Origin of the sequence: Cellulosimicrobium composti, assembly GCF_009711085.1 — a bacterium.
Classification (GTDB): domain Bacteria; phylum Actinomycetota; class Actinomycetes; order Actinomycetales; family Cellulomonadaceae; genus Cellulosimicrobium; species Cellulosimicrobium composti.
Map to the genome: position 1 here is coordinate 15,044 of NZ_WMKA01000001.1, position 24,184 is coordinate 39,227.

Sequence of the window (24,184 nt, forward strand, 5' to 3'; positions counted from 1 at the left end):
TCGCGGGCGTGTTTATGGTGTACACATCGTTTATACCATACACCTACGTGTGCGTCGCACACCGCATCCGACCGAGAAGGAGAAGGCGATGACCGAACCGATGATCGCCGTGCAGGGGCTGGAGAAGTCCTACGGCGACCACACCGTGCTGCGCGGCGTCGACCTGACCGTGCGCCGCGGCGAGATCTTCGCGCTGCTCGGCCCCAACGGCGCCGGCAAGACCACGACGGTCAACATCCTCACGACCCTCGTGCGGCCCGACGGCGGCACGGCGCGCGTCGCCGGCGCGGACGTCGTGCACGACGCGGCGCGCGTGCGCGAGGTCATCGCGCTCACAGGCCAGTACGCGTCGGTCGACGAGTTCCAGACGAGCCGCGAGAACCTCGTGATGATGGGCGAGCTCGCGCACCTGCCCCGGCGTGCGGTGCGTCGACGCGCGGACGAGCTCCTCGCGCGCTTCGACCTCACCGACGCGGCCGACCGGCGGGTCGGGACCTACTCGGGCGGCATGCGGCGCCGGCTCGACCTCGCGATCAGCCTCGTCGCCGACCCCGCGGTGCTCGTGCTCGACGAGCCCACGACGGGGCTCGACCCGGCGTCGCGCGCCCAGCTCTGGGACGTGGTGCGCGGCCTCGCCGCGGACGGGACGACCGTCCTGCTCACCACGCAGTACCTCGAGGAGGCCGACCGCCTCGCGGACACGATCGCCGTCCTGCACGACGGCCGCGTCGCGGCGCGCGGCACGGCCGCCGAGCTCAAGGCGCTCGTCGCGGGCGACCACGTGCGCGTCGCGTTCGACGACCCGGCGAGCCTCGCCGCAGCGGCCGGGCTGGCCCCCGCGCTGGGGCTCGACGGCACGACCACCGACGAGAAGGACCTGTCGCTCACCGCGCCGAGCGACGACCCCGTCCGCACGATCCGCGACGTGCTCGCCGCGGCCGACACCCACTCCCTCGCCGTCGTCGGCGTGAGCGTCGTCAAGCCGACGCTCGACGACGTCTTCCTCGCCCTCACCCGGAAGGAGAGCGCCCGATGAGCGCCACCCCCACGGCCACCCCCACCCTGGCCCGGCCCTCGCGCACCGGGCCCGACCGTCCCCGCCGCAGCCCCGCGACGGCCGCGCGCGACGTCCGCACGATGGTCCGCCGCGAGACGCGGCGCCAGCTGCGCAGCGTGGACGGGCTCATCACGGCGTTCTTCCTGCCCGTGATGGTCATGCTCGTCTTCGTCGTGATCTTCGGCGGCGCGATCGGCGGCGACGACTACATCGACTACGTCGTCCCGGGGGTGCTCGTCATGTGCCTCGGGTTCGGCTCCGCGACGGCCGCGGTCGGCGTCGCGCAGGACATGACGTCCGGCACGATCGACCGGTTCAAGACGCTGCCGATCTTCGGGCCGTCCGCGCTGTGGGGGCACGTCGTGGCGAGCGTCGTGCGCAACCTCGCGTCCGCCGTCGTCGTCGTGGGCGTCGCGCTCGCGCTCGGCTTCCGGCCCGACGCCGGGCTCGCCGACTGGCTCGGGCTCGTCGCGTTCGCCGTGCTCGCGGTGCTCACGTTCACGTGGCTCAGCGTCGCGCTCGGCCTCGTCCTGAGCGTCGAGGCGTCGCAGTCGGTGAACTTCCTCTTCCTCTTCGTGCCCTACCTCAGCTCGGGGTTCGTCCTGATCGACACCATGCCGACGTGGCTGCACGGGTTCGCCGAGAACCAGCCGTTCACGCCGGTCATCGAGACGTTCCGCGGCTTCCTCGCCGGGTCGCCCGACGCGTCGACGGCGCTCACCGCGGTCGCGTGGCTCGCCGGCTTCCTCGTGGCGAGCTGCGTCGTCGGCTCGGTGCTCTACCGGCGACGGACCGCCCGCTGATCCCGCCGCCGAGAATGTTGCTGTCGCCCGCCCTGGGCTCAGGGCGGGCGACAACCACATGCTCGGCCGGGCACCGCGCCGGACACCCGACCTCGGGGATGATGTGGGCATGACGGACGCACCCGACCTCCCTCCCCGGCTCGCGCTCGCGTGGGGCGTCGCCGAACGCCCCGAGCGTGCGCCCAAGCGCGAGCTGAGCATCGAGCGGATCGTCGAGACGGCGATCGAGATCGCCGACGCCGACGGGCTCGGCGCGGTGTCCATGGCCAAGGTCGCGCAGCGGCTCGGCTTCACGACGATGTCGCTCTACCGGTACGTCACGAGCAAGGACGACCTGCTGCTCCTCATGCAGGAGGCCGCGCTCGACGTCGAGTACCCGCCGCCGCACGACCCCGCCGACTGGCGCGCGGAGCTGCGCGAGTGGGCGCAGTTCACCATGGCGACGTTCGCGTCCCACCCGTGGTTCCTCGACATCCCCGTGACGGGGGCACCCCTCACGCCGAACAACCTGCGCGGCGCGGACAGCGGGCTGCGCGCGCTGCGCTCCACGCCGCTCGACGACGAGGAGAAGATGTCCGTCATCCTCCTCGTGAGCGGGTACGCGCGGAACGCGGCCCGGCTCCAGACCGACCTCGCGCGCGCGGTCGCGGCGGCCGACGGCGACGCGACCGTCCAGGGCGGCGCGTGGGCCGACGCGCTGCGCGAGCTCGTGGACGAGGTCCGGTTCCCCTACCTGCGCCCGCTCGTCGAGGCGGGCACGTACGCGGGCGAGGGCGACATCGACGACACGGCGTGGGGCCTCGAGCGCGTGCTCGACGGGATCGCGGTCTACGTCGACGCGCGCGCGGCCGGTGCCCCGGGGGCTGGCAACCGCGGTGGCAGCGGCTCGACGCCGGTCGACGGCCCCGGCGCGGACGGCGCGGCCTCCGCGCCGGACCCGCGCGACGCCGTCGCACCCGTCGAGGTCGCGGTCCACCTCAAGGACCCGAAGGTCAAGAAGGCCACGCTCAGGCGCCGCGACGCCGAGCGGCGCGTGCGCGAGGCGCAGAAGAAGGTTCGCGAGCTCGAGAAGGCGCTGCGCGAGGCGCAGAAGGCCGAGCGCGAGGCCGCCCGTGCGGCGGTCGAGAAGGCGCGCGCCTGACCGCACGCCTCGCGGGAGGCCGACGCCGGGCATCACGCCCCGCGGCCCCCGCACGGCACGACGACGGCCGGTCACCCGCGCGGGGTGGCCGGCCGCCGTCGTGCGCGCGCCGTGGTGCGTCCGGCGCGAGCGCCGTGGGTCACTCGGCGAGGGCGAAGCCCGTGGTCCACGAGGTCTTCTCGGCCGCGGCGAGCGTGAGCTGCAGGAAGCCGAGGGCCTCGAGCTCGTGCGCGCGCCGCAGCGGGCCGGCGTCGACGACGCGCACGCCGGACACGGCGGCGGCGAGCGTGGCCTTCGCGTCGGCGTCGTCGCCCGCGACGAGGACGGTCGTCGACAGCGGGCCGACCTGGCCGGACGCGAGCGTCGCGGCGAAGTTCGTGTTGAACGCCTTGAGCACGCGGGCGCCCGGCACGCGCTCCTGGATCTGCGCGGCGGCCGACGAGCCCGCGGGCACGACGAGGGAGTCGAACGTCGCGAAGTCGACGGGGTTGGTGATGTCGACGAGCACCGTGCCGTCGAGGCGGTCCTCGTAGGTGTCGAGGACCTCGTCGACCGCGCCGTACGGGAGGGCGAGCACGACGACCTCGCCCGTGACGTCGTCGCCGACCTTCCCGGCCGTGACGCGCGGGTCGAGCTCGGTGGCCTCGCGCGTGAGGACCTGGACGTCGCTGCCCGCGGCGAGCGCGAGACCGGTGATCGCCGAGCCCATGTTCCCGGCGCCGATGATGGTGATGCTGCTCATGGTGGCTTCCCTTCCTGCGCCGTCCGGCGGGCGGCTATTGGTTGTTGCTACAACTAACACCGTACGCTCCGAAACTTGTAGCGTCAACTATTACGATGGAGTCTCCCGAGGAGGCTTGATGACGACAGAACCCCGCTGGCTCGACGACCAGCAGCTCGACGCGTGGAAGCGGCTCGTGGCGGTGGTCGAGCTGCTCCCGGGCGTGCTCGACTCCCAGCTCCGGCGCGACGCCGACCTGAGCCACTTCGAGTACTACGTGCTCGCGATGCTCTCCGAGGCACCGGGCCGCACGCTGCGCATGACGGGCCTCGCGAGCGCGACGAACGCGACGCTCCCCCGGCTCTCGCACGTCGTGGCGCGGCTCGAGAAGCGCGGGCTCGTCGAACGCGTGCCGTGCCCCGAGGACCGCCGCGCGACGAACGCCCACCTCACCGACGCCGGCTGGGACAAGGTCGTGGCCACCGCGCCCGGGCACGTGGCGACGGTGCGCGACCACGTCATCGACGCCCTCACGGACGAGCAGGTCGCCCAGCTCGACGAGATCGCGGGCGCCATCCTCGCGCGCGTCGACCCCGACGACCGCATGGGCTTCCTGCGGCGCTGAGCCCCGACGGCACCGCTCAGCGGGCGCGCGCCGGCCCGGCGACGACGAGCACCCCGTCGTCCGGGCCGAGGCCCGCGAGCGCCGCCGGCAGGTCGTCCACCGCGAGGTCGGCGTGCGCCGGGAGCGCGGCGACCACGTCGTCCCACTCGGGCGACGCGTCGTCGACCTCGACGCTGTGCCCGTCCACGAGGTCGAACGACACGTAGCGCGCGGTACCGCCCGCCGCCGCGAGCGCGAAGGCGGTGATGCGGCGTACGTCCGACCACGGCGCGAGGACGCCGCCCTGGCCGTCGTCGACCTCGACGCCGCGCGTCGAGACGGCGACCCGCATCGGGTGCGGGCCCGTCACCCGGCGACCTCCGCCGCCTCGAGCCACGCCGCCTCCAGCTCGTCCTTCTCGGCCGCGAGCGTGCGCAGCTCGGCGTCGAGCTCCGCGACGGCCGCGAAGTCGGTCGCGTTCGCCGCGATCTTCTCGTGCAGGCGCGCCTCCGCCTCCGCGATCTTCGACAGCCGCCGCTCGATGCGGTTGATCTCCTTCTTCGCCGCACGCACCTCGGCGGCGCTCGGCCCGGCCGGGGCGGCCGCGTCCGGCGCGCCCTCCGCCCCGCCGTCGCCCCCGGCCGCAGGCGCGAAGCCGCTCGACGCCGCCCCGGGAACCGCGAGCGCCGCGCGCCGCAGCTCGAGGTACTGCTCGACGCCGCCCGGCAGGTCGCGCACCTGGCCGTCGCCGAGCAGCGCGACCTGGCGGTCCGCGACGCGCTCCAGCAGGTAGCGGTCGTGCGAGACGACGATGAGCGTGCCGGGCCAGCCGTCGAGCAGGTCCTCGAGCGCGGCGAGCGTGTCGGTGTCGAGGTCGTTCGTCGGCTCGTCGAGCAGGAGCACGTTCGGCTCGGCGACGAGCAGGCGCAGGAGCTGCAGGCGCCGCCGCTCGCCGCCCGAGAGGTCGCGCACGAGCGTCTGCGACCGCTCGCGCGTGAAGCCGAGCCGCTCGACGAGCTGGGACGCGGAGAGCTCCTTGCCGTCGACGACGACCGAGCGCTTCTCGTCCTCGATCACCTGGATCACGCGCGCGCCGGCGATGTCGTCGAGCTCGCCGACGTCCTGCGACAGCTCCGCGACGTGGACGGTCTTGCCGCGCTTGACCCGCCCGGAGTCGGGCTCGCGCCGCCCGGCGAGGAGCGCGAGGAGCGTCGTCTTCCCGGCGCCGTTGACCCCGACGACCCCGTACCGGTCGCCAGGTCCCAGACGCCACGTGACGTCGTCGAGCAGCACGCGCTCGCCCTGACCGTCCTGGCGCGGCACCGCGACCGTCACGTCCTCGAGGTCGAGCACGTCCTTGCCGAGCCGCTTCGTCGCGGTGCGCGTGAGCTCGAGCGTGTCGCGCGGCGGCGGGACGTCGGCGATGAGCGCGGCGGCGGCGTCGAGGCGGAACTTGGGCTTGGACGTGCGCGCGGGCGCGCCGCGCCGGAGCCACGCGAGCTCCTTGCGCAGCAGGTTGTCGCGCTTCTCCGCCGCGACGGCCGCGGTGCGCTGGCGCTCGGCGCGCGCGAGCACGTACGCCGCGTACCCGCCCTCGTAGCCCTCGACCTGGCCCGAGCCGTCGCCGCGCACCTCCCACATGCGCGAGCACACGGCGTCGAGGAACCAGCGGTCGTGCGTGACGACCACGAGGGCGCCCTTCGCGCCCGGGCGGGCGAAGCGGTCGCCGAGGTGCGCGGCGAGCCACGCGACGCCCTCGACGTCGAGGTGGTTCGTGGGCTCGTCGAGGAACAGCACGTCGTGGTCGGCGACGAGGAGGGCCGCGAGCGCGACGCGCCGCCGCTGCCCGCCGGACAGCGTGTCCGCCGGGGCGTCGAGGTCGAGGTCGCCCAGCAGCCCCGCGTGGACGGTGCGGATGCTCGCGTCCGACGCCCAGGCGTGGGTCGCGGCGTCGCCGTGCACGAGGTCGCGGATCGTCGCGCCGGTGCCGACGTCGTCGCGCTGGTCGAGCAGGCCCACCCGCAGGCCGCCCACGCGGGTGACGCGGCCGCCGTCGGGCTGCTGCGTGCCCGCGAGGAGGCGCAGGAGCGTGGTCTTGCCGGCCCCGTTGGGGCCGACGATGCCGACGCGGTCGCCGTCGTCCAGGCCGAGCGAGACGTCGTCGAGCAGGGTGCGGGTGCCGACGGTCAGCGAGATGCCGTCGGCGCCGAGGAGATGAGCCACACCGTCGAGCGTAGCGACCTCGGCGGCGTCCTCGTGCAGGGCGCCGGGCGCTCAGCCCGACCGCGCGTCTCGGCCCGATGGGGACTCCTCCCCCTTGCGCCGGGCCGCGCCATGACGAAGGGTGACCGTGACAACCGTCCCCCTGCCAGCAGAGGTTCACCATGTCCTTCTACGGTGCCGACGTCGCCGCGCTGCGCGGGCTCGCCGACACGTTCCAGGGCGAGTCCGCGAAGCTCGAGGCGACGACCTCGGCGCTGCGCGCCGCCGTCACGTCGACCCCGTGGGCAGGTCCGGACGCCGAGGCGCTGCGGGCACGGTGGCACGGCGAGATGGAGGCGGCGCTGCGAGCGGCGTCGACCCTGCTCGACGACGGCGCGCAGAAGCTCCGCGTGCAGGCCGAGCAGCAGGACAGCGCGAGCGCCGTCGACGGCGGCGGGAGCAGTGGCGGCGGTGCTGGCGGCGGCGGCGGTGGCGGCGGGATCCCTGGTCTGCCGGGCGATCGCACCCTGCCCGACCTGCCGCCGATGACCGAGCAGCAGGAGCCGCCGACGATCGTCGCGACGGAGCACGTGACGTACGAGCAGGGCATCGGGGCCGGCCCGGGGGAAGGGAGCGCCGGGTTCGAGTACCGCATCGACGAGCTCTCCGACGGGACGTTCCGGGTCACCCAGCTCGCCGGGGGCAGCCTGGGGGTCGGAGAGGGCACCCCGACCCCCTACGTCGAGGGGCACGTGAACGAGCACGGCGTCAACCTCGGCGCGCAGGCGGGCGCCTCGGGCGGGGCGGTGCTGAACGTCGGGAGCGAGTACACCTTCGCGAGCCAGGAGGAGGTCGACGCCTTCCTCGCTTACCAGCAGCGCCAGACGATGCACTACATGGGGCCGGAGCTCGGGTCGTACGTGCCGCCGAGGCCCGACGCCACGATCGTCGAGGCGGGCGCCTACGCGACCGGGTCCGCCGGGGGTGCGGTCGTCCCGCTCGCCGGAGGCAGGGCCGAGGTCGAGGTCGAGGGCCTGGTCGGCACCCGAGTGGACAACAACACGGGCACCACGACGGTCTACGTCCGCGGCGAGGCCGGCGCAGGCATCGAGGGCACGGGGATCGTCCCGGGCAGCACGGACCTCGGCGGGCCCGGCGTGTACGCGATCACGTACGACGCGAGCGGCAACGTCGTGCCCAACCCGCCGAGCTCGCTCATCACGACGCCCCCCGGCGGGACGGTCGTGAAGGAGCAGGGTGCCGGGTTCTCCGCCGGGACGCCGCTGCCCGTGGTCGGCGGCGGGAGCGTCTCGGTCGGAGGGTCGCGCACCCGCACCGAGTACCCCGAGCAGGGCTGATCGGCGGCCTCTCCTACTTCAGTCCCGTGTGCGCCAGGCCCTGGACGAACTGCTTCTGCGCGACGAGGAACACCGCGAGGACCGGCAGCACCGTGAGCGTCGTCGCGGCGAGCTGGACGTTCCACATCGGGCCGCCGTAGGCGTCGACGTACTGCGTGAGCGCCTGCGGGAGCGTGAACCGGTCCTTGCTGGACAGGTACACGATCGGCTCGAGGTACAGGTTCCACGACTTGAGGAACGTGAAGATCGCGACGGCCGAGATCGCCGAGCGCGACAGCGGGAACGCGATCCGCCAGAAGATCCCCCACCGCCCGAGGCCGTCCATGCGCCCCGCCTCCTCGAGCTCGCCGGGGAGCCCGAGGAAGAACTGGCGCATGATGAACGTCGCGAGGACGCTCGGCGCCCCGAGGATCGGGATGACCACGAGCGGCCAGTGCGTGTCGATGAGCCCGAGCGAGTTGACCATCCGGAACAGCGGGACGATCGTCACCTCCGACGGCACGAGCAGCCCGACGAGCACGAGCAGGAACAGCGCGTTCGCCCCGGGGAACCGGATGCGCGCGAACGCGTACCCGGCCATCGAGGCCACGAGGATCGTCCCGACCGTCACGACCACGGCGATGTAGAGGCTGTTCCAGTACTGCTGCGCGAACGGCTGCAGCCGGAACACCTCGCCGTACGCCGCGAAGGACGGGTCCTGCGGCCACGGCGTCGGCACCGCGCGCAGGATCTCGCTCATCGGCTTGAGGCTCGACGTCGCCATCCACCACGTGGGGAAGACGAACGGGACGCTGAGCACGACGAGCAGCGCCACGAGCGCCCCGCGGCCCCAGCGGCGCCGGGACCGCGCCGCCCGGTCGCGCCGTGCGGGCGCGGGCCGCGCGCGGTCCCTGCCGTCGCCGCCCGTGCCCGACGCCGCGGGTCGGGCGGGGGCGTCGTCCGCGCCGGGGAGCGTGGCCGGGCCGGGCATCACGTCAGACTTCATGGAAGACCCACCTCTTGCGCGTCTGCCACTGCACGAGTGTCAGGACGAGGACGATGACGAACAGCAGGACGGAGATCGCGCTCGCGTAGCCGAAGTCGTTGAACCGGAACGCCTGCTGGTACAGGTAGTAGACGAGCACCGTGGTCGAGCTCCCCGGCCCGCCGCCCGTGAGCACGGCGATCTGCGCGAACACCTCGAGCGACCCCACGATCGTGAGGATCGAGACGAGCAGGACGGTCGGGCTGATGAGCGGGAGCGTGATCGAGCGGAACCGCCGCCACGCGCCCGCGCCGTCGATGCGCGCGGCCTCCTGGATCTCCTCGGGCACCCCCTGCAGCGCCGCGAGGAACAGGATCATGTTGAGGCCCACGTTCTTGAAGACCTGCACGACGATCACCGAGAGCATCGCGGTCGTCTCGCCGCGCAGCCAGTTCGGGCCCTCGACGCCGAGCAGCGACAGGAAGCCGTTGATTCCGCCGTCGGCCTGGAGCAGGAAGCTCCACACGATCGTCCACGCGACGAGCGACACGACGACGGGCGAGAAGAAGAACGTGCGGAACGTCGTGGTGCCCGGGAGCCGCTGGTTGAGCAGCACCGCGAGGAGCAGCGCGAGCGTGATGTTGAGGACCACGAGCCCGACGGAGAACCACAGGCTCGCGAGCAACGAGTCGCGCAGCCCGGGGTCGGCGAGCATGCGCTCGTAGTTGTCCGCGCCCGCGAACGTGAACGTGTTCGCGAGGACGTTCCACTCGTGCAGGGAGTACCAGACGACGGCGACGAGCGGCGCGACGACGAACGCGAGCGCGCCGAGCACGGCGGGCGCGACCATGGTGTAGCCCACGGCCGCGTCCCGTCGTGCGAGTGCGGAGGACGCCACGCTCAGTCCCCGAGCAGGGGCTGGATCGCCGCGCACGTGTCGGCGAGGACGCCCTCGACGTCCGCGTCGGCGGTCCACAGCGCGTCGAGCTCGGCGCGCACCGTGTCCTGCAGCTTGGCGAAGCTCTGGTGCGACGGCTTGGTCACCGCGCCCTGGATGCCGTCGACCACGACCGCCTGGAGCTGGGTCTCGCTGAGCCTCGGGTTCGCCGCGCCGAGCGTCTCGGCGTTCAGGAGCGACTCGCGCGGCGGCGGGAAGTACGCGGCGAGCGTCTCGGCGTTCTCCGGGTTGGTGAACCACGCGAGGAAGTCGGCCGCGACGTCCGGGTGCTCCCCGGCGGCGAAGACGCCGATGCCGGCCTGGCCGATGACGTTCTGCTGGCCCGCCGGGCCCGCCGGGAGCGGCACGACGTCCCACGCGAACGAGTCGTCGAGCGCCGACGCACGGCTGATCTGCGTGATCGTCATCGCGGAGTCGCCCGCGAAGAAGTCGGCGGTCGTGCCCGGGCCGGGCAGGGCCTTGTCGACGAACGTCGCGTCGTGGATCCACGTGAGCGCGTCGACCATCTCCGGATCGGTGAACGTGCACTGCGTGCCGTCCTCGCTCCACGGCGCGGCGCCCCAGCCGTCCCAGACCGTCGACAGGTTCTCCCAGATCTTGTAGTCGAAGTCGCGCACCACGAGGCCCTGCTTGCCCGACGTCGCCGCGGCGGCCTGCGCGATGTCGCGGGCCTGGTCGTACGTCCACTCGCCGGACGCGACGAGGTCGGCCGGGTTCGGCTGGCCCGCCGCGGCGACCTGGTCGGTGTTGACGAACAGCGCGAACGGCGAGTTGGAGAACGGGTACGCGTACAGGCCGCCGTCCTTCTCCCACAGCGCGAGCGACGAGTCGAGCAGGTCGTCGTACTCGTAGCCCTCGGTCTCCCGGAGCTTCGGGGCGACGTCCACGAGCGCGCCGCTCGCGACGAACTCGGGCGCGTAGCTCTCGAGGATCCATGCGAGGTCGGGCGCGTTGCCGCCCGCGAGCTGCGTCGTGAGGGACGTCGTGTAGTCCTCGAACGGGATGGTCTCGAACGTCACGCCCGAGACGAGGTCCGGGTTCTCGGCGACGTACGCGTCGGCGATCTCCTGGAACTGCGCGAGCTGCGTCTCGTCGGCCGTCCAGACCGTCATGCGCAGCTCGACCGGCTCGCTCGGGGTGCTCGGCTCGCCGGAGACGTCGTCGCCGCCGCCGGAGCACGCGGTGAGGACGAGGGCCAGCGCGGCACCGCCGGCGGCGAGGGGCACGCCGACGAGGCGGCGTCGGGCCGGGGTGCGGCGGGTGAGGGGGGTCATCAGTTCTCCTTCGGACTGAGGGGGTCGTGCGTCGGTCGCCGTCGGGCGGCCGGGTCAGTAGGGGTGGGCCTCCGCGGGCCAGCGCAGCTCGACGCCCGCCCGGACGAGCTCGTCCTGGTAGTCGGCGAGCAGGTCGGCCTTGGACTGGACGGCGTGCGGGGTGCGCCCCGTCGCGAGGCAGTGCGCCGCGAGGTGTCCCGCGGCCTCGCCGATGTTCCACTCGACGGGGTGCAGTCGGTAGCACCCGTTGGTGATGTGCGTCGTGCCGATGTTCTTGTTGGCGGCGAGCAGGTTGGTCACGCGCTGCGGGAGCAGCGCGCCGAGCGGGATCTCGAACGGCGTCGACGCGACGTCGATGTACGTGTCGCCGCCGGTCGAGGGGTGCAGGTCGATCCGGTACATGCCGACGCCGACCGAGTCGTCGTAGCGCGTCGCGCCGCGGTCGCCGCGCACGGCGTACGAGACGTCGTTCTCCGTCACGGTCGTCACGGCGCGCAGGCGGCGGGACTCGCGGTGGTAGGCCGCCTGGGCGAGCCCGTCGGCCGAGCCCATGACGTCGGGCCGCAGACGCAGGCCGGGGAACCCGGTCCCGCCGTCGGCGCGGGGCGCCTCGGTCTGCATCCAGTAGAGCATCGAGAGGCTGAGCTGGCGGGCGTCGGCGATCCGGGCCTCCTCCACGTCGCGCGGCACGTCGAGCACGGGCGCGAGGAAGTAGTCGATGCTCGGCCAGTTCACGAGGCACAGGTCGCTCGCGTAGTGGCCGGGCGCGAACAGGTCGCGGGCGGCGATGCGCCGGAACGTCCACAGGTTCCCGTCGCCGGGGTTCTTCGACTGGTCGGCGTCGACGGCGCGCGCGTCGTCCCCCGGGTTCGGGGTGAACGACCGCACGTCCATCGCGAGCGTGCGCGGGTTGGGCGCCTCCCACGACAGCATGCGCCGCCCGTTCCACGGTCCGGGTGTGTAGGTGCTCCAGAAGCCGTAGCGCTCGGGGCGGTCGATCGTGTGGTCGCCGTCCACGTGCTCGACGGCGAAGCACACGCTCAGCGCCTGCACGTTGTCCGGCTGCGCCTCGTCGGGAGCGCTCGGCTCGCCCGTCTCGCGGTTCGACTCGAAGCCCGTGACGTACTCGGTGCCGGTCAGCGGCAGGAGCTCTCCCGTCTCGGTCGCGTCGACGACGTACGCGGCGTGGACCGTCACGGCCCCGTCGCCGCCCGTGCCGTCGCCCGGGGTGACCGGGGTGAGCGTCACGGAGGTGACGCGGTCGCCGTCGGTCGTGGCCGCCGTCGGGCGTACGCGCTCCAGCAGGCGGACGCGGCCCGCCGACCGCCACGGGGCGAGCATCTCCTCGAGCACGCCGACCGCGACGCGCGGCTCGTGGCACAGCTTCGAGACCCAGCCCGCGCCGGGGTTGAGCGCGTCCCACGTGCGCGCGGCGTCGGTGAGCGGGTACGAGCGCCGGTAGACGTCGCGGATGCCCTCGCGCAGCGCGCGGTAGCGCGCGGTCACGCCGAACCGCTCGACCCACGCGCTCTCGTCCGGCGGCACCGCCTGGGACGTGAGCTGCCCGCCGATCCACGGGTGCTCCTCGGTGAGGACGACGCGGGCGCCCCGCTCCGCCGCGGCGAGCGCGGCGGCCACGCCGCCGAGCCCGGCGCCGACGACGAGGACGTCTGCCTGCAGGTCTGGATGGGTCACGCTGGGGTCCGTTTCTCTGGTGCTCGGGTTCGGGTCGGTGGGGGGCGTCAGACGCCCGGGGCGGTCGCGGGCGCCGGCCGTGCGGGGGCCGCCGGCCGTACGGGGGCCGCGGCACGACGGCGCGCGGGCGGCGCGGCGACGGTCTCGCCGTCGACGTCGACGCACTCCAGGAGCTGGTGGAGCTCGTCCTCGGGGACGGTGAGGCCGCGCGTGGCCCGCCGCCCGGAGCGCGTCGGGCCGGTGTCGGCCGCGACGAGGCGCGAGAGGAGGACGAGGGCGCGCGCGCCCATCTCCTCGCGCGGGATCGAGAACCCCGACCACCGGCGCCCGCCCGGGCGGCCGTGGTGGGGCTGGCCGAGGAGGAGGAACGACACGTCCTCGGGCACCCGCACGTCGCGGCGCTCGAGCTCGTCGACGAGCTCCTCGGGGTAGTTCTCCGGGGCGACCACGACCGCGGTGAGGCGCTGGTCGACGATCTCCGCGGCGGTGGCGGCGACGTCGTCGAGCTCGACGAACCGCACCGTGAGGCCGTGCGCCTTCATCGTGGCGCGGTAGGCGTCGACGCGGTCGAGCGTCGGCTGGTCGGTGCCGCGCGGCCCGACGTAGCCGATCCGCTCGTGCCCGAGCGTGACGAGCCGCTCGACCTGCCGGGCGGTCGCCGTGACGTAGTCGGCGCCGACGTAGGGCAGCCGCCCGCCGTCGCTCCCGCGCTTGCCGATGAAGACGAACGGGTAGTTCGTGTCGAGCAGGTGCTGGAGCTCGCCGCGGTCCTCGTGCTGGCCGAGCAGGAGGCAGCCGTCCGCGATGCCCAGGCGCTGCCACCCGTCGCGCGTGAGGCGGCGGCGACCGTCGACGACGCGCGCGCTCGTGAAGAGCAGGATGTCGATGCCGAGCTTCTCGGCCGCGTGCTCGATCCCGACGAGGAACGGGCCGTAGAAGTCGCGGCCGGCGCGCGGGAACGTCGCCTCGTAGGTGAAGACGCCGAGGATCTGGTTGTGCCCGCCCGCGAGGCGCTGGGCCACGGGGTTCGCCGAGTAGCCGGTGATCCGGATCGCGTCGAGGACGCGCTGGCGCGTCTCCTCGCTGATCCGCACCCCTGCGGGCGTGGAGTCGTTCAGCACGAACGAGACCGTCGCCTGGCTGACGCCGGCCATCGCGGCGACGTCGGCCTGGGTGATGCGGTGCCTCGGCATGGATCCTCCTCGATCACGTCGTCGATGACGTGATGAGGAGTCTCGCGAGCGGCGTGCGCCGAGGTCAACGCGATAATACGCATTATTACGCCGGGAGCCGCGCGCCTGCGCGCCTGGTCCCCGCTCCGGTGATCCGTATTACGACCGCCCGCGCGGGCTCCGGACCGTCTTCGGGCGGGCGGCGGGCGGGCTTCCGGCGGGCGACGGACGGGCGCGCACGGGACGGGCCCGGGACCGCACGCCGGGGTGCGGTCCCGGGGCCGTCGCAGGGCGTCGTCGGCGGGCTACCCGCAGGTCACCGCGTCGTAGGGCGCGGTGGTGGACCCGCCGCCGTCCCCGACGACCTCGACCGTCGCGTCGCCGGACGCGACCTGCGCCGAGCGCGACGCGAACGACTGGTACGCGCTGCGACCCGGCTCGACGTCGGCGACGGTCCGCTCGCCGAACGGCGTCACGAGCCGCACCGTCGCCGGGGCGTCGCCCGCGTTGCGCGCCGTCACGGCCACGTACGCGCGGCCCGCGAGGCAGCGCGCGACCGCGTCCACCTCGACGGCCGGCCCGTCGTCCGCGCACGCCGCCGCCTCCTCGGCCGTGGGCGTCCACCGGAACCAGTCGAACGACGCGACGATCTCCGGGGGCGTCGCGGACCCGCGCATCGCGAACGGCCCCACCCCGGTCGCGCCGAGCGCGGCGACGCCCACCGTGCGCCCCCACGGCGTGAACTCGACGCCGTCGACCGAGACCGACGCCCGCACGTCCGTCCCGTCGCTCGCGAGCCGGAGCCAGAACGTGTCGCCGAGCCCGGCCGGCGGGGCGATCGAGTCGAAGCCCGTGTTGCGGTCGCTGCCGCCCTGGCGCCAGATGAACTCGAGCCGGGCGCCGTTGGAGCCGTGCACGAGGTCGAGCTTCGCGTAGTTCGCGTCGTCGCGGTACAGCAGCAGCCCGCCCTGCTGGAACGTCTGGGCCGGGGACACGGAGACGGCGGTCGTGACCTCCCACGGCCCGTCCGGCACGGCCTGGAGCGGCAGCGACGCGCCGGCCACGCCGGTCGGGTACGCCGGGACGCGCAGCGCGCCGTCGGTCAGCGCATGCCGCGCCGTGCCCTCGCGCACGACCGACCACAGCGCCGGGTCGAGCGCCGCGCCGTCGAACTCGTCCGACCCCGCGCCGCGGCACTGCTCGCGCAGCGGGTCAGGGTCCTGCCCGGGCTCGGGCGGCCGCACCGCGTCGGGGTCGCGCTGCGCCCACGCGATGGTCGCGCCCAGCCGGTCGCCGGACTCGTAGAAGAGGTACGTCTCGTCGCCGTCGGTGACGATCTCGGGCGCGGCCACCCGGCCGGTGTCGTCGCCGACGCCGCTCGCGCGGTGCAGCTCCCAGCGCGGGCCGACCTGGGTCATCGTCGGGTCGAGCGTGCGCGCGAACGTGATGCCCGTGGAGCCGTGGTAGATCACGTAGAGTTGGCCCTCCCACTCCCACAGGTTGCCGCCGGACACGTTCGTGCCGGTCGCGGCGTCGGGCACGACGAGCGGGTCGGGCCGCACGTCCCACGTGCGCCCGTCGACCGACTCGGCCACCTTGATGCGGCGGATGTCGTCGGTCCGGTTCTGCATGTACGTCATCGCGAACCGGTACCCGGACGACGGGTCGGGGTGCTCGACGACGCGCGCGTACGAGGTCTCGGTGGTCCCCGCGCCGCCGTCGGCGTTGGTCACGGCGACGCCGGAGTCGTCGAACGTCACGCCGTCCGACGACGTCGCCCACCGCGTCGTCGAGTTCTCGCCGTGGAAGTACAGCAGCACCTCGTCCGTCGCGTCGTCCCACAGGACGTCGGGCGACGACACGTGCGACACGTGGTCGTAGAAGGGCGGCCACTCGTTCGCGACGAGCGGGTTGTCCGCGTACTCCGTCCAGGGGCCCTCCAGCGAGTCGGCGTACATGAGCGAGATGCCGCCCGGCGAGTCGTGCGGGGCGTAGTACAGGTACCACTCCCCCAGCGGGTCGTCGAGGTGGGCGCCCGCGTGGAACACGCTCGGGAAGATGAACTCGTCCGTCGGGTTGTAGGTCATCGACTCCTTGTCGGTGATCACGCCGCGGTACTCGAACACCGGCAGGTCGGACGCGGTGGGCGCGTCGCCCGCGGCGGAGACGGTCGCGGTGCTCGCGCCGCCGGGCGCCGGCGTGCTCCCGGCCGCGGCCGTCGCGGGGGCGGCGCCGGCCGCGAGCGACACGGTCAGGGCTGCGGCCAGGGTCGCCGCGGCGCCTGGTCGGCGCCGCGGTGCTGCTGCTCGGGTTCTCACAGGGGACCTCCATCGGTTCCTCGCCGGGGGCGTCGTCGCCGTCCGGGGCCGCGCACGACGGCGCGGGCTCGCTGGCAGTGTGGCCGGTCCGGCGGGGCGGAGGTCAAAGGGATGATGCGCATTATTAGCGTGGTCACCCGGTCGCCGTGACGGCGCTAGAGTCGATCCGACCCTGCGTCGACATCAGACGTCAGATATTTCTCACCTCCGGAGGACCGTCACCGTGCCGCTCTTCGACCTGCCGCTCGCCGAGCTCGAGACCTACGCCCCCGCGCTCGACGAGCCCGCCGACCTCGACGCGTTCTGGTCGCGAACCCTCGCCGAGTCCCGCGCGGCCGGGGGCGACCTCGCCGAGACGGTGCGCCTCGAGCCGGTGGACACCGGCCTCGACCTCGTCGTGGTCGACGACGTGACGTTCCCCGGGTTCGCCGGGCACCCGATCAAGGCGTGGCTCGTGCGCCCCGCGGTACCCCGTGACGAGCCGCTGCCCGCCGTCGTGGAGTTCATCGGGTACGGCGGCGGGCGCGGCCTGCCGCACGAGCACCTCGCGTGGGCGAACGCCGGCTTCGCGCACCTCGTCGTCGACACGCGCGGCCAGGGCAGCCACTGGGGCAGCGGCGGCGGCACGCCCGACCCGGCCGGGTCCGGGCCCGCGGTGCCGGGCGTGCTCACGCGCGGCATCGAGGACCCGCACGACCACTACTACCGCCGCGTCTTCACCGACGGCGTCCGCGCCGTCGACGCCGTGCGCTCGCTGCCCGGGATCGACCCCGCGCGCGTGGCCGTGCACGGCGTGAGCCAGGGCGGCGGCATCGCGATCGCCGTCGCCGCCCTCGCCGACGGCCTCGTCGGCGCGATGCCCGACGTGCCGTTCCTGTGCCACTACCGCCGCGCCGTCGAGATCACCGACCGCGACCCCTACCGCGAGCTCACGCGCTACCTCGCCGTGCACCGCGACGCCGAGGAGCGGGTGTTCCGCACGCTGTCCTACCTCGACGGCGCGCTCCTCGCGCGCCGCGCCGCCGCGCCCGCGCTGTTCTCCGTGGCGCTCATGGACCAGGTGTGCCCGCCCTCGACGGTCTACGCCGCGTACAACGCGTGGGGCGCGTGCACCGCGGGCGACGCACCCGCTGAGCGCGCGATCGACGTCTACCGCTACAACGAGCACGAGGGCGGCCAGGGCTTCCGCTTCGCGCGCCAGCTCGCCTGGCTGCGCGAGCGCACGCGGTAGCCGCCGGACGCGGAGCCGCCGACGCCGGCGCGACCGCCGGGGTCGGCGGGTCGGCGCGGGTCCGCGCGGGTCGGCACGGGTCGGCGCGGCTCAGCGCGCGACGACGCGCGCCCCGGCGGCGGGCGCCGTCGTGCACCACACGGTGTCGCACGCGTCGTTCGCGGTCCACGACGCGGCGATCGCGAGCGCGTGCTGGCGGCTGCGCGCGAGCGCGGCGACCGTCGGGCCCGAGCCCGAGACGATCGCGCCCAGCGCGCCCGCCTCCGTCGCGACGTCGAGGGTGCGCTGCAGCTCGGGCCGCAGCGCGAGCGCGGGCTCCTGGAGGTCGTTGCGCAGCACCTGCCCGAGCCCGACGGCGTCGCCCGCGCGCAGCGCCTGCATGAGCGCCGTGTCCTCCGCCAGGTCGAGCTCGGCGGGCCCCCCGACGGTCTCGTCGAACGTGCGGTAGACCTGCGCCGTGGACAGGCCCTCGGCCTGCACCGCGAAGACCCAGTGGAACTCCCCGCGCGTCATCGCGGGCGTGAGCACGTCCCCGCGCCCCGTCCCGACGGCGGTGTGGCCCACGAGCCCGAACGCGACGTCCGCCCCGAGGCCGGCGGCGAGCCGCACGAGGTCGGCACGCGGCACGCCGGTGTCCCACAGCGCGTCGCACGCGACGAGCGCGGCCGCGGCGTCCGCGGACCCGCCCGCCATGCCGCCCGCGACGGGGACCTCCTTGTGGATCTCCAGGTGCACGTCCGGGTCGACGCCCACGTGCTCGGCGAGCGCGACCGCCGCCCGCCACGCGAGGTTCGTCCCGTCCGTCGGCACGACGTCGGCCTGCAGCCCTTGGACGCTGAGGGAGACGCCCGAGCCGGGCGGCACCTGGTGGGCGACGACGTCCTCGCTCAGCCCGACCGCCTGGAAGATCGTCACGAGCGGGTGGTACCCGTCGTCCTGCAGCGCCCCCACCCGCAGCGAGAGGTTGACCTTGCCGGGTGCGCGCACGCGGACGGACGGGGGTGGCGCGAGGGCGATGCTCGGCGGACGCGGGGGTGTCACGCGTCCACTGTGCCAGGTCGCCCGGCGGACCGCCCCGCGGCGGGGGGTGCGGTGCGCGGCCCGCGGTCGCCCAGGCCCGCGCGCCGGACGAGCTGCTCCGCGACGCGCGCGAACGCGGCGACGTCGAGCACCTCGCCGCGCGCCTGCGGGTCCACGCCCGCCGCCTCGAGGGCCTCCGCCGCGACGCTCGCCGACCCGGCGAGCCCGGAGAGCGCCGACCGCAGCATCTTGCGGCGCTGCGCGAACGCGGCGTCGACGACGGCGAAGACCTGCTCGCGCGTCGCCGTGGTGGCCGGGGGCTCGCGGCGGTCGAGCGCGACGAGCGCCGAGTCGACGTTCGGCACGGGCCAGAACACGCTGCGCCCGACGGTGCCCGCGCGTCGCGCGTCGGCATACCACGCGGCCTTGACGGACGGCACGCCGTACGTGCGCGAGCCGGGCGGTGCGGCGAGCCGGTCGGCCACCTCGGCCTGCACCATGACGAGGACGCGCTCGAGCGAGTCGAACCGCTCGAGGAACGTGAGCAGCACCGGCACCGCGACGTTGTACGGGAGGTTCGCCACGAGCGCCGTCGGCGCCTCGCCCGGCAGGCTGGTGACCTCGAGCGCGTCCGCCCCGACGACCTCGAGCCGGTCGCCCAGGTCGGGCACGTGCGCCGCGACCGTCTCGGGGAGCTGCCTCGCGAGCACCGGGTCGATCTCGACCGCGACGACGCTCGCGCCCGCCTCGAGCAGGCCCAGCGTGAGCGACCCCAGCCCGGGACCGACCTCGACGACGCGCTCCCCCGGTCGCACGTCCGCCGCGCGCACGATCTTGCGGACCGTGCCGCCGTCGTGGACGAAGTTCTGGCCGAGCGTCTTGGTCGGGCGGACGCCGAGGCGCCCCGCCAGGTCGCGGATCTCGGCCGGACCCAGCAGGGCACCTCGGGCGTCGCTCATGGGACGCAAGCCTACCGACCCGGCAGCGGCCCGACCCGGCGCGGCCCGACCGCACCCGGGGACGACGAAGGGCGGGGCGCCGTGCGCCCCGCCCTCCGCGGTGCGGCCGTCGAGCGGCCGGGTACGTCTCGCCTACCAGGTCAGAGCAGGCCCAGCTTGCGCGCGCACGCGGGCCACTGGCCCCAGCCCGACCGGGCCTGGAGCGCCTGGGCGCGCTGCGTCTGCTCGGCGGCCGAGGCCTCCGAGGGGAGGCCGGTGCCGCCCATCGCCTGCCACGTCGGCAGCGAGAACTGGTAGAGGCCGTAGTAGCCGTTGCCCGTGTTCGTCGCCGGGTTGCCGCCGGACTCGCACTGGGCGAGCGCGCCCCAGACGCCGCCGGGGGCGGAGCCGAGGTCGGCGGCCGGGGCGGACGAGCCGCCGGACGACGAGGACGACGACGAGGACGACGACGAGGACGAGGACGAGCGCTGCTGCGTCGTGACCTTCGGCTTCGGCTTCGGGCGCTCCTTGGTGCCCTGCACGAGGATCTCGTTCACCGGCGGCGTCGTGACGCCTTCCGACACGAGCTCGCGCGACTCCTCCACGCCGTCGACCGTCGTGACACGGTGCACGGTCGTGTGGACGCCCTCGACGCCCTCCTGCTTGACCGCCGGGTCGAGGTCCTTATAGCGGTCCGGGTCCTCCTCGGTGACGGTCTCGAACGGCACCGCCTTCTCGGTCGGCACCTCCTCGACCTTCACGCGCTGCACGACGAGAGTCACCGGGGCGTCGGCCGCGGCGTCCTCGGCGGCCGGGTCCTCGGCCGCGGCGTCCTCGGCGGCGTCGTCGGCCGCGGGCTCCTCGCCCTCGGCCTCCTCCTGCGCCGCGAGCTGCGCCGTCCTGGCCACGTGGACGCGGTCGAGGTCGCCGAGGCGGATGCCCTGCTGGTCGAGGATCGCGTCGATGCCGATGCTGCCGTCGGGCGCGACCTTCGTCTCGCCGTCGGCGACGACGTTGACCGGGCCGTCCGCGTCGAGGCGGATCGGGAGGGACGCGCGCTCGCCGGAGCGCGACGCCACGAGGCGCACGTCGCTGCCGCGCGAGGCGAGGGTCGTCAGGGCCTCGTCCGCGTCGAGCGCGGTGAGCCAGACGGAGGACTGGGAGCCGTCGACCTGGACGGGCACCTCGCGCCCGTAGCGCACGACGACGTCCCCGCCGCCGCGCAGGGCGGAGTCGAGGTCGGGCACGACGAGGTCGCGGTCGCCGACCGCGACGTCCTGCTCCTCGAGCAGGCCCTCGACGGACCCGGCGAAGGTCGTGACGGTGGTGATCTGGCCGTCGACGTCGAGCTCGACGGTCTTGCGCGCGCTGCCGTAGGCGACCGCACCGGTCGCGAGGAGGACGACCGCGGTCGCGCCGGCGACGAAGGGCCAGCGGCGGCGCGAGCGGTGCGCGGTGGTCGCGGGGCTCTGGGGGCTCTCCGCGAGGTCGTCGGTGGTGACGGGGGTCAGGGGGGTGGTGTCGGCGCCGTCGGGGGCGCCGGCCGCGTCAGCGGTCCGGTGGAAGGGGTTCTTCACTCGGGTCCAGTCGTCGGGGGTCCCGGTCACGACGGCTCGACGGCGCGTAGCACCGACCGCGGCCCGCGCAGGACATGGTCCTCCGCGGCGGGCGCACACGTGCGTCCGCGGTTTCTCGAGCGGCCGATCCGGCTGCCGGCGCCACCCCGGCGCCCCTTCCCCAGGGCCCGACGACGGCGCACCGCTCGCGTGGTCCCGTCACGTCCACCCGGTCCTGGTGGGCCCGGGAGGGCGTGCCGATCGCGCGCGAGCGACGTTCGACCGTAACCGATCCGTTATCAAGCGCCAACCCCTGAGGCGCTAGACTGGAGAGTTCTGTCCGGGTTTGGACGCGAATGTCAGCGCCACCTGCACGGATTTCTCACCCGCACGTCACCGCTCGGCACCCTGCGCCGGCTCGTCCGGCGCGGGCCGCGCCCGGGCCGCCCGCTCCCCCGCGCGCGCCAGCGTGGCGACGAGCTCGGGCGGGTCGAGCACCGTGAGGTCGACGTCGAGGCCCAGCAGGAAGCCCGCGAGCCGGGCGAGCGAGGTGCCGCCCGTCTCGAGCACGCACGCGTGGGGGCCGTCGTCGACGAGAACCCCGGCCCCGGGCGACAGTCGCTGCGCCACCACGCCCGCCGGGGCGTGCAGGCGCACGCGCGCCGGGTGCGCCCACGCCTCGGAGCCGACGCCGCGCACCACGTGCGCGACGGCGTCGCCCCCGGGCACGGGCCGGGGCACGAACCGCCGCCCGCCCGGCGTGCGCAGGCGGAGCCGGTCCACGCGGAAGGTCCGCCAGTCGTCGCGGTCCAGGTCGAACGCGAGCAGGTACCACCGGCGCTCGACGAGGACGAGCCGGTAGGGCTCGACGCTCCGCGACGAGGTGGTGCCGTCGTACGCGCGGTACTCCAGGCGCAGACCCGTGCGTGCGGCGACCGCCGCCGCGACGTCCGCGAGCACGCGCGGGTCCACGGCGGGCCCGCCCGCCGGCGCGCTCGCCACCGCGTCGCGCAGGGCGTCCGCCCGGGCGCGCAGCCGCGCGGGCAGCACCGTGTCGAGCTTGACGAGCGTGCGCCCGGCGACGTCCTCGACGCCCGAGACCGAGCCCGCGGCGGCCGCGCGCAGCGCGACCGCGACCACGGTCGCCTCCTCGTCGTCGAGCAGGAGCGGCGGCAGCGCGGTCCCGGAGCCGAGGCGGTACCCGCCCGCGACGCCGGGCGACGAGCGCACCTCGTACCCCAGGAGCCGCAGCCGCTCGACGTCGTTGCGCACCGTGCGCGTCGTCACGCCGAGCCGCTCCGCGAGCTCCGGGCCGGACCAGGAGGGGCGCGTCGGGAGCAGCGCGAGCAGGCGCAGCAGGCGGATCGAGGTGTCCAGCACCCGTCCATCGTGCCCGACACTGCGGAACCGCACGTTCCGCATGACGTCCTACGGTCGACGTGTCGGCCCCGCCGGGGCACGGCGGACGGCCCGGGTGCACGCCCGGCAGGACGAAGGAGACGAGCATGCTGCGTGGGATGGCGACGCTGAACCTGTGGGCGGACGACCTGGAGGCCGCGTCCGCGTGGTACGAGGAGGTCCTCGGCACGGCGCCCTACTACGTCGTGCCGGGCGGGTACGTGGAGTTCCGCGTCGGCGACCGCGAGGACGAGCTCGGGATCATCGCCCGGTCGTGGTCGCCGCACCCGCAGCCCGACGCGCCCGGCGGGGTGATCGTGAACTGGCACGTCGACGACGTCCGGGCCGCGTTCGCGCGGCTCCTCGAGCTCGGCGCGACCGAGTACGAGGGCGTCGTGGAGCGCGGGCAGGGGGAGGGCTTCGTCACCGCGTCCGTGGTCGACCCGTTCGGCAACGTCCTCGGGATCATGCAGAACCCGCACTACCTCGCGATGCTCGAGCGCTGACGCGCGCCGCTCGCGGCGCCCGGGCGCCGCGGCCCCCGGTCCGTCAGTACCAGCCCTTCGCGACCGAGTGCGACCACGCCGAGCACGGCGTGCCGTAGCGGCCCTCGATGTAGCCCAGCCCCCACGTGATCTGCGTCGCGGGGTTGGTCCGCCAGTCGGCGCCCGCGCTCGACATCTTCGACCCGGGCAGGGCCTGCGGGATCCCGTAGGCGCTCGACGTCGGGTTGTCCGCGTCGACGCGCCAGTTGCTCTCCTTGGTCCACAGCTTGTCCAGGCACGAGAACTGGTCGTCGCCCCAACCGCGCTGCGCGGCGAGCGAGCGACCGATCGCGCGCGCGGAGCCCGGGTCCACCGAGACCGAGACGTCCATCGTCCCGACCTTGATGACCTCGTTGCGCGGCTCCGTGGTCACCGTGCGCGTGAGGACCGTGCGCGACACCTCCGCGCCCGCGAGCGTCTGCACGGCGTACGTCGTGACGGCCTCGCCGACCCGACCCGACTGCACGACGACGCGGTGGCCCTTCGGCAGGTTCGGGTCCTCGACCTCCTCCGTCGTGAACGGCAGGACCTCCGTCACCGTCGCCGCCGACGACGCGGCCCGGCTGACGAGCACGAGCATGCCGTCCACCGCGGCCGCGTCGAGCGGCGCGGACGTGCTGTCGCCCTCGGCCAGGACGATGCCCGCGGTCGCGAGGACGCCCCGCACGGTCGGCTCCGCCGTCGTGATGGGCATGACCGCGCCGTCCACGGCGACGTGCACCGTCTTGAGCGTCGAGACGCGGATCCGGTCGCGGCCCAGGGCCTGCGTGCGCGACACCTCCGTCACGGCGCCCTCGGCGCGCGGACCGAGGTAGGTGAGCAGCTCGCCCACGGTGCGCGCCGTCGTCGAGATCGTCTGGACCTGCCCGTCGATCTCGACCGTGACGTCGTGCGCCGTGCGCACGACGATCGTGCCGCCGTCGTGCGCCGCGTCCGTGAGGCCCGGCTCGACGAGGTCGCCCTCCCCGACCGCGACGTCCTGGTAGTCGAGCACCTCGGCGACGGTGCGCCCGTACGCGGAGACCTCGTGCAGCTCGCCGTCCACGTCGAGCGTCACGCTCTTGTGGAGCGTCGCGAACGCGCCCGTGACGACGACGAGGCTCGCGACGACGAGACCCTGGGCCGCCACGCGCTGCAGGCGCCGCCGACCGGTTCCGTCAGGTGCGAGCACGCGCGCGGTCCCTTCTGCGGGGGAACGGCCCACGGCGAGCACCGAGGGCGGGGTGGGG

At 74.6% G+C, this 24,184-nt stretch carries 21 protein-coding genes; 7 read left to right on the forward strand and 14 right to left on the reverse strand.

Going from position 1 to position 24,184, the window contains the following annotated elements:
- Positions 1 to 88: 88 nt before the first annotated feature.
- The 3 genes from GJV82_RS00080 (at position 89) to GJV82_RS00090 (ending at position 3,001) form a co-directional block, all read left to right on the forward strand.
- On the forward strand, positions 89 to 1,036 hold the full coding sequence (locus GJV82_RS00080) for an ATP-binding cassette domain-containing protein (RefSeq protein WP_155097817.1): 948 nt from the start codon (positions 89 to 91) through the stop codon (positions 1,034 to 1,036).
- A complete protein-coding gene (locus GJV82_RS00085; protein ID WP_081772381.1) occupies positions 1,033 to 1,860 on the forward strand; it encodes an ABC transporter permease in 828 nt (275 codons plus the stop codon). Before GJV82_RS00080 ends, GJV82_RS00085 begins: the two co-directional genes overlap by 4 nt.
- A 109-nt stretch (positions 1,861 to 1,969) precedes the next feature.
- Positions 1,970 to 3,001, forward strand: coding sequence for a TetR/AcrR family transcriptional regulator (locus tag GJV82_RS00090; protein WP_155097818.1), 1,032 nt, complete (start codon positions 1,970 to 1,972; stop codon positions 2,999 to 3,001).
- 139 nt (positions 3,002 to 3,140) lie between these two features.
- On the opposite strand, the gene GJV82_RS00095 is transcribed toward GJV82_RS00090, so the two are convergent.
- Positions 3,141 to 3,743: an NADPH-dependent F420 reductase gene (locus tag GJV82_RS00095; RefSeq protein ID WP_024841204.1), complete on the reverse strand. Its 603-nt coding sequence runs from the start codon at positions 3,741 to 3,743 to the stop codon at positions 3,141 to 3,143.
- A 118-nt stretch (positions 3,744 to 3,861) separates the two neighbouring features.
- Here GJV82_RS00095 and GJV82_RS00100 point away from each other — a divergent pair, with 118 nt between their 5' ends.
- A complete protein-coding gene (locus GJV82_RS00100; RefSeq protein WP_024841205.1) occupies positions 3,862 to 4,347 on the forward strand; it encodes a MarR family winged helix-turn-helix transcriptional regulator in 486 nt (161 codons plus the stop codon).
- A gap of 16 nt (positions 4,348 to 4,363) precedes the next feature.
- Here the strand turns inward: GJV82_RS00100 and GJV82_RS00105 are convergent, their stop codons facing one another.
- Positions 4,364 to 4,696 (reverse strand): hypothetical protein, encoded by a 333-nt coding sequence (locus GJV82_RS00105; protein ID WP_155097819.1) that lies wholly within the window; start codon positions 4,694 to 4,696, stop codon positions 4,364 to 4,366.
- A complete protein-coding gene (locus GJV82_RS00110; protein WP_024841207.1) occupies positions 4,693 to 6,549 on the reverse strand; it encodes an ABC-F family ATP-binding cassette domain-containing protein in 1,857 nt (618 codons plus the stop codon). The genes GJV82_RS00105 and GJV82_RS00110 overlap by 4 nt, the downstream gene beginning before the upstream one ends.
- A 161-nt stretch (positions 6,550 to 6,710) precedes the next feature.
- On the opposite strand from GJV82_RS00110, the gene GJV82_RS00115 reads away from it, so the two are divergent.
- The gene (locus GJV82_RS00115; protein WP_155097821.1) at positions 6,711 to 7,886 is read left to right on the forward strand and encodes a WXG100 family type VII secretion target; all 1,176 of its coding nucleotides are present in this window, start codon (positions 6,711 to 6,713) and stop codon (positions 7,884 to 7,886) included.
- A gap of 13 nt (positions 7,887 to 7,899) precedes the next feature.
- Here GJV82_RS00115 and GJV82_RS00120 read toward each other — a convergent pair whose 3' ends face one another.
- From GJV82_RS00120 to GJV82_RS20560, 6 genes are all read right to left on the reverse strand, one after another.
- Positions 7,900 to 8,871, reverse strand: a complete 972-nt coding sequence (locus GJV82_RS00120) for a carbohydrate ABC transporter permease (protein WP_225872956.1) — start codon at positions 8,869 to 8,871, stop codon at positions 7,900 to 7,902.
- Positions 8,861 to 9,748, reverse strand: a complete 888-nt coding sequence (locus tag GJV82_RS00125; protein WP_024841210.1) for a carbohydrate ABC transporter permease — start codon at positions 9,746 to 9,748, stop codon at positions 8,861 to 8,863. Before GJV82_RS00125 ends, GJV82_RS00120 begins: the two co-directional genes overlap by 11 nt.
- Positions 9,749 to 9,750: 2 nt before the next feature.
- Positions 9,751 to 11,082 carry an ABC transporter substrate-binding protein gene (locus GJV82_RS00130; protein WP_155097822.1) on the reverse strand — a complete coding sequence of 444 codons (1,332 nt, stop codon included), beginning with the start codon at positions 11,080 to 11,082 and terminating at the stop codon, positions 9,751 to 9,753.
- Positions 11,083 to 11,136: 54 nt separating this feature from the next.
- Complete coding sequence (locus tag GJV82_RS00135; RefSeq protein WP_318657103.1) at positions 11,137 to 12,777, reverse strand: FAD-dependent oxidoreductase; 1,641 nt, start codon at positions 12,775 to 12,777, stop codon at positions 11,137 to 11,139.
- A gap of 47 nt (positions 12,778 to 12,824) precedes the next feature.
- Positions 12,825 to 13,970 carry a LacI family DNA-binding transcriptional regulator gene (locus GJV82_RS00140; RefSeq protein WP_155097823.1) on the reverse strand — a complete coding sequence of 382 codons (1,146 nt, stop codon included), beginning with the start codon at positions 13,968 to 13,970 and terminating at the stop codon, positions 12,825 to 12,827.
- 284 nt (positions 13,971 to 14,254) lie between these two features.
- Positions 14,255 to 16,267 carry a DUF1349 domain-containing protein gene (locus GJV82_RS20560; protein WP_155097824.1) on the reverse strand — a complete coding sequence of 671 codons (2,013 nt, stop codon included), beginning with the start codon at positions 16,265 to 16,267 and terminating at the stop codon, positions 14,255 to 14,257.
- A gap of 223 nt (positions 16,268 to 16,490) precedes the next feature.
- On the opposite strand from GJV82_RS20560, the gene GJV82_RS00150 reads away from it, so the two are divergent.
- Positions 16,491 to 17,498 carry an acetylxylan esterase gene (locus tag GJV82_RS00150; protein ID WP_318657104.1) on the forward strand — a complete coding sequence of 336 codons (1,008 nt, stop codon included), beginning with the start codon at positions 16,491 to 16,493 and terminating at the stop codon, positions 17,496 to 17,498.
- Between the two features lie 90 nt (positions 17,499 to 17,588).
- Here GJV82_RS00150 and GJV82_RS00155 read toward each other — a convergent pair whose 3' ends face one another.
- The 4 genes from GJV82_RS00155 to GJV82_RS00170 all read right to left on the reverse strand — a co-directional run bounded on the left by GJV82_RS00155 (position 17,589) and on the right by GJV82_RS00170 (position 22,392).
- Complete coding sequence (locus GJV82_RS00155; RefSeq protein WP_024841217.1) at positions 17,589 to 18,539, reverse strand: 4-(cytidine 5'-diphospho)-2-C-methyl-D-erythritol kinase; 951 nt, start codon at positions 18,537 to 18,539, stop codon at positions 17,589 to 17,591.
- On the reverse strand, positions 18,536 to 19,477 hold the full coding sequence (rsmA, locus tag GJV82_RS00160; RefSeq protein WP_155097826.1) for a 16S rRNA (adenine(1518)-N(6)/adenine(1519)-N(6))-dimethyltransferase RsmA: 942 nt from the start codon (positions 19,475 to 19,477) through the stop codon (positions 18,536 to 18,538). Before rsmA ends, GJV82_RS00155 begins: the two co-directional genes overlap by 4 nt.
- 140 nt (positions 19,478 to 19,617) lie before the next feature.
- Entirely contained in the window at positions 19,618 to 21,063 is a 1,446-nt protein-coding gene (locus GJV82_RS00165; RefSeq protein ID WP_318657106.1) for a transglycosylase family protein, read from the reverse strand.
- 342 nt (positions 21,064 to 21,405) lie between these two features.
- A complete protein-coding gene (locus GJV82_RS00170; RefSeq protein ID WP_318657107.1) occupies positions 21,406 to 22,392 on the reverse strand; it encodes a helix-turn-helix transcriptional regulator in 987 nt (328 codons plus the stop codon).
- A 125-nt stretch (positions 22,393 to 22,517) separates the two neighbouring features.
- Between GJV82_RS00170 and GJV82_RS00175 the strand changes: the two genes are divergently transcribed.
- Positions 22,518 to 22,916, forward strand: coding sequence for a VOC family protein (locus GJV82_RS00175; protein WP_155097828.1), 399 nt, complete (start codon positions 22,518 to 22,520; stop codon positions 22,914 to 22,916).
- A 43-nt stretch (positions 22,917 to 22,959) separates the two neighbouring features.
- Here GJV82_RS00175 and GJV82_RS00180 read toward each other — a convergent pair whose 3' ends face one another.
- The gene (locus GJV82_RS00180) at positions 22,960 to 24,126 is read right to left on the reverse strand and encodes an aggregation-promoting factor C-terminal-like domain-containing protein (protein WP_318657108.1); all 1,167 of its coding nucleotides are present in this window, start codon (positions 24,124 to 24,126) and stop codon (positions 22,960 to 22,962) included.
- Between the last annotated feature and the right edge of the window lie 58 nt (positions 24,127 to 24,184).

Excerpts from the sequence above, each read along its gene's own strand:
- GJV82_RS00080 (WP_155097817.1), top strand. The coding sequence starts at position 89 with ATGACCGAACCGATGATCGCCGTGCAGGGGCTGGAGAAGTCCTACGGC.
- GJV82_RS00085 (WP_081772381.1), top strand. The coding sequence starts at position 1,033 with ATGAGCGCCACCCCCACGGCCACCCCCACCCTGGCCCGGCCCTCGCGC.
- GJV82_RS00090 (WP_155097818.1), top strand. The coding sequence starts at position 1,970 with ATGACGGACGCACCCGACCTCCCTCCCCGGCTCGCGCTCGCGTGGGGC.
- GJV82_RS00095 (WP_024841204.1), bottom strand. The coding sequence starts at position 3,743 with ATGAGCAGCATCACCATCATCGGCGCCGGGAACATGGGCTCGGCGATC.
- GJV82_RS00100 (WP_024841205.1), top strand. The coding sequence starts at position 3,862 with ATGACGACAGAACCCCGCTGGCTCGACGACCAGCAGCTCGACGCGTGG.
- GJV82_RS00115 (WP_155097821.1), top strand. The coding sequence starts at position 6,711 with ATGTCCTTCTACGGTGCCGACGTCGCCGCGCTGCGCGGGCTCGCCGAC.
- GJV82_RS00120 (WP_225872956.1), bottom strand. The coding sequence starts at position 8,871 with ATGAAGTCTGACGTGATGCCCGGCCCGGCCACGCTCCCCGGCGCGGAC.
- GJV82_RS00130 (WP_155097822.1), bottom strand. The coding sequence starts at position 11,082 with ATGACCCCCCTCACCCGCCGCACCCCGGCCCGACGCCGCCTCGTCGGC.
- GJV82_RS00140 (WP_155097823.1), bottom strand. The coding sequence starts at position 13,970 with ATGCCGAGGCACCGCATCACCCAGGCCGACGTCGCCGCGATGGCCGGC.
- rsmA (WP_155097826.1), bottom strand. The coding sequence starts at position 19,477 with ATGAGCGACGCCCGAGGTGCCCTGCTGGGTCCGGCCGAGATCCGCGAC.
- GJV82_RS00175 (WP_155097828.1), top strand. The coding sequence starts at position 22,518 with ATGCTGCGTGGGATGGCGACGCTGAACCTGTGGGCGGACGACCTGGAG.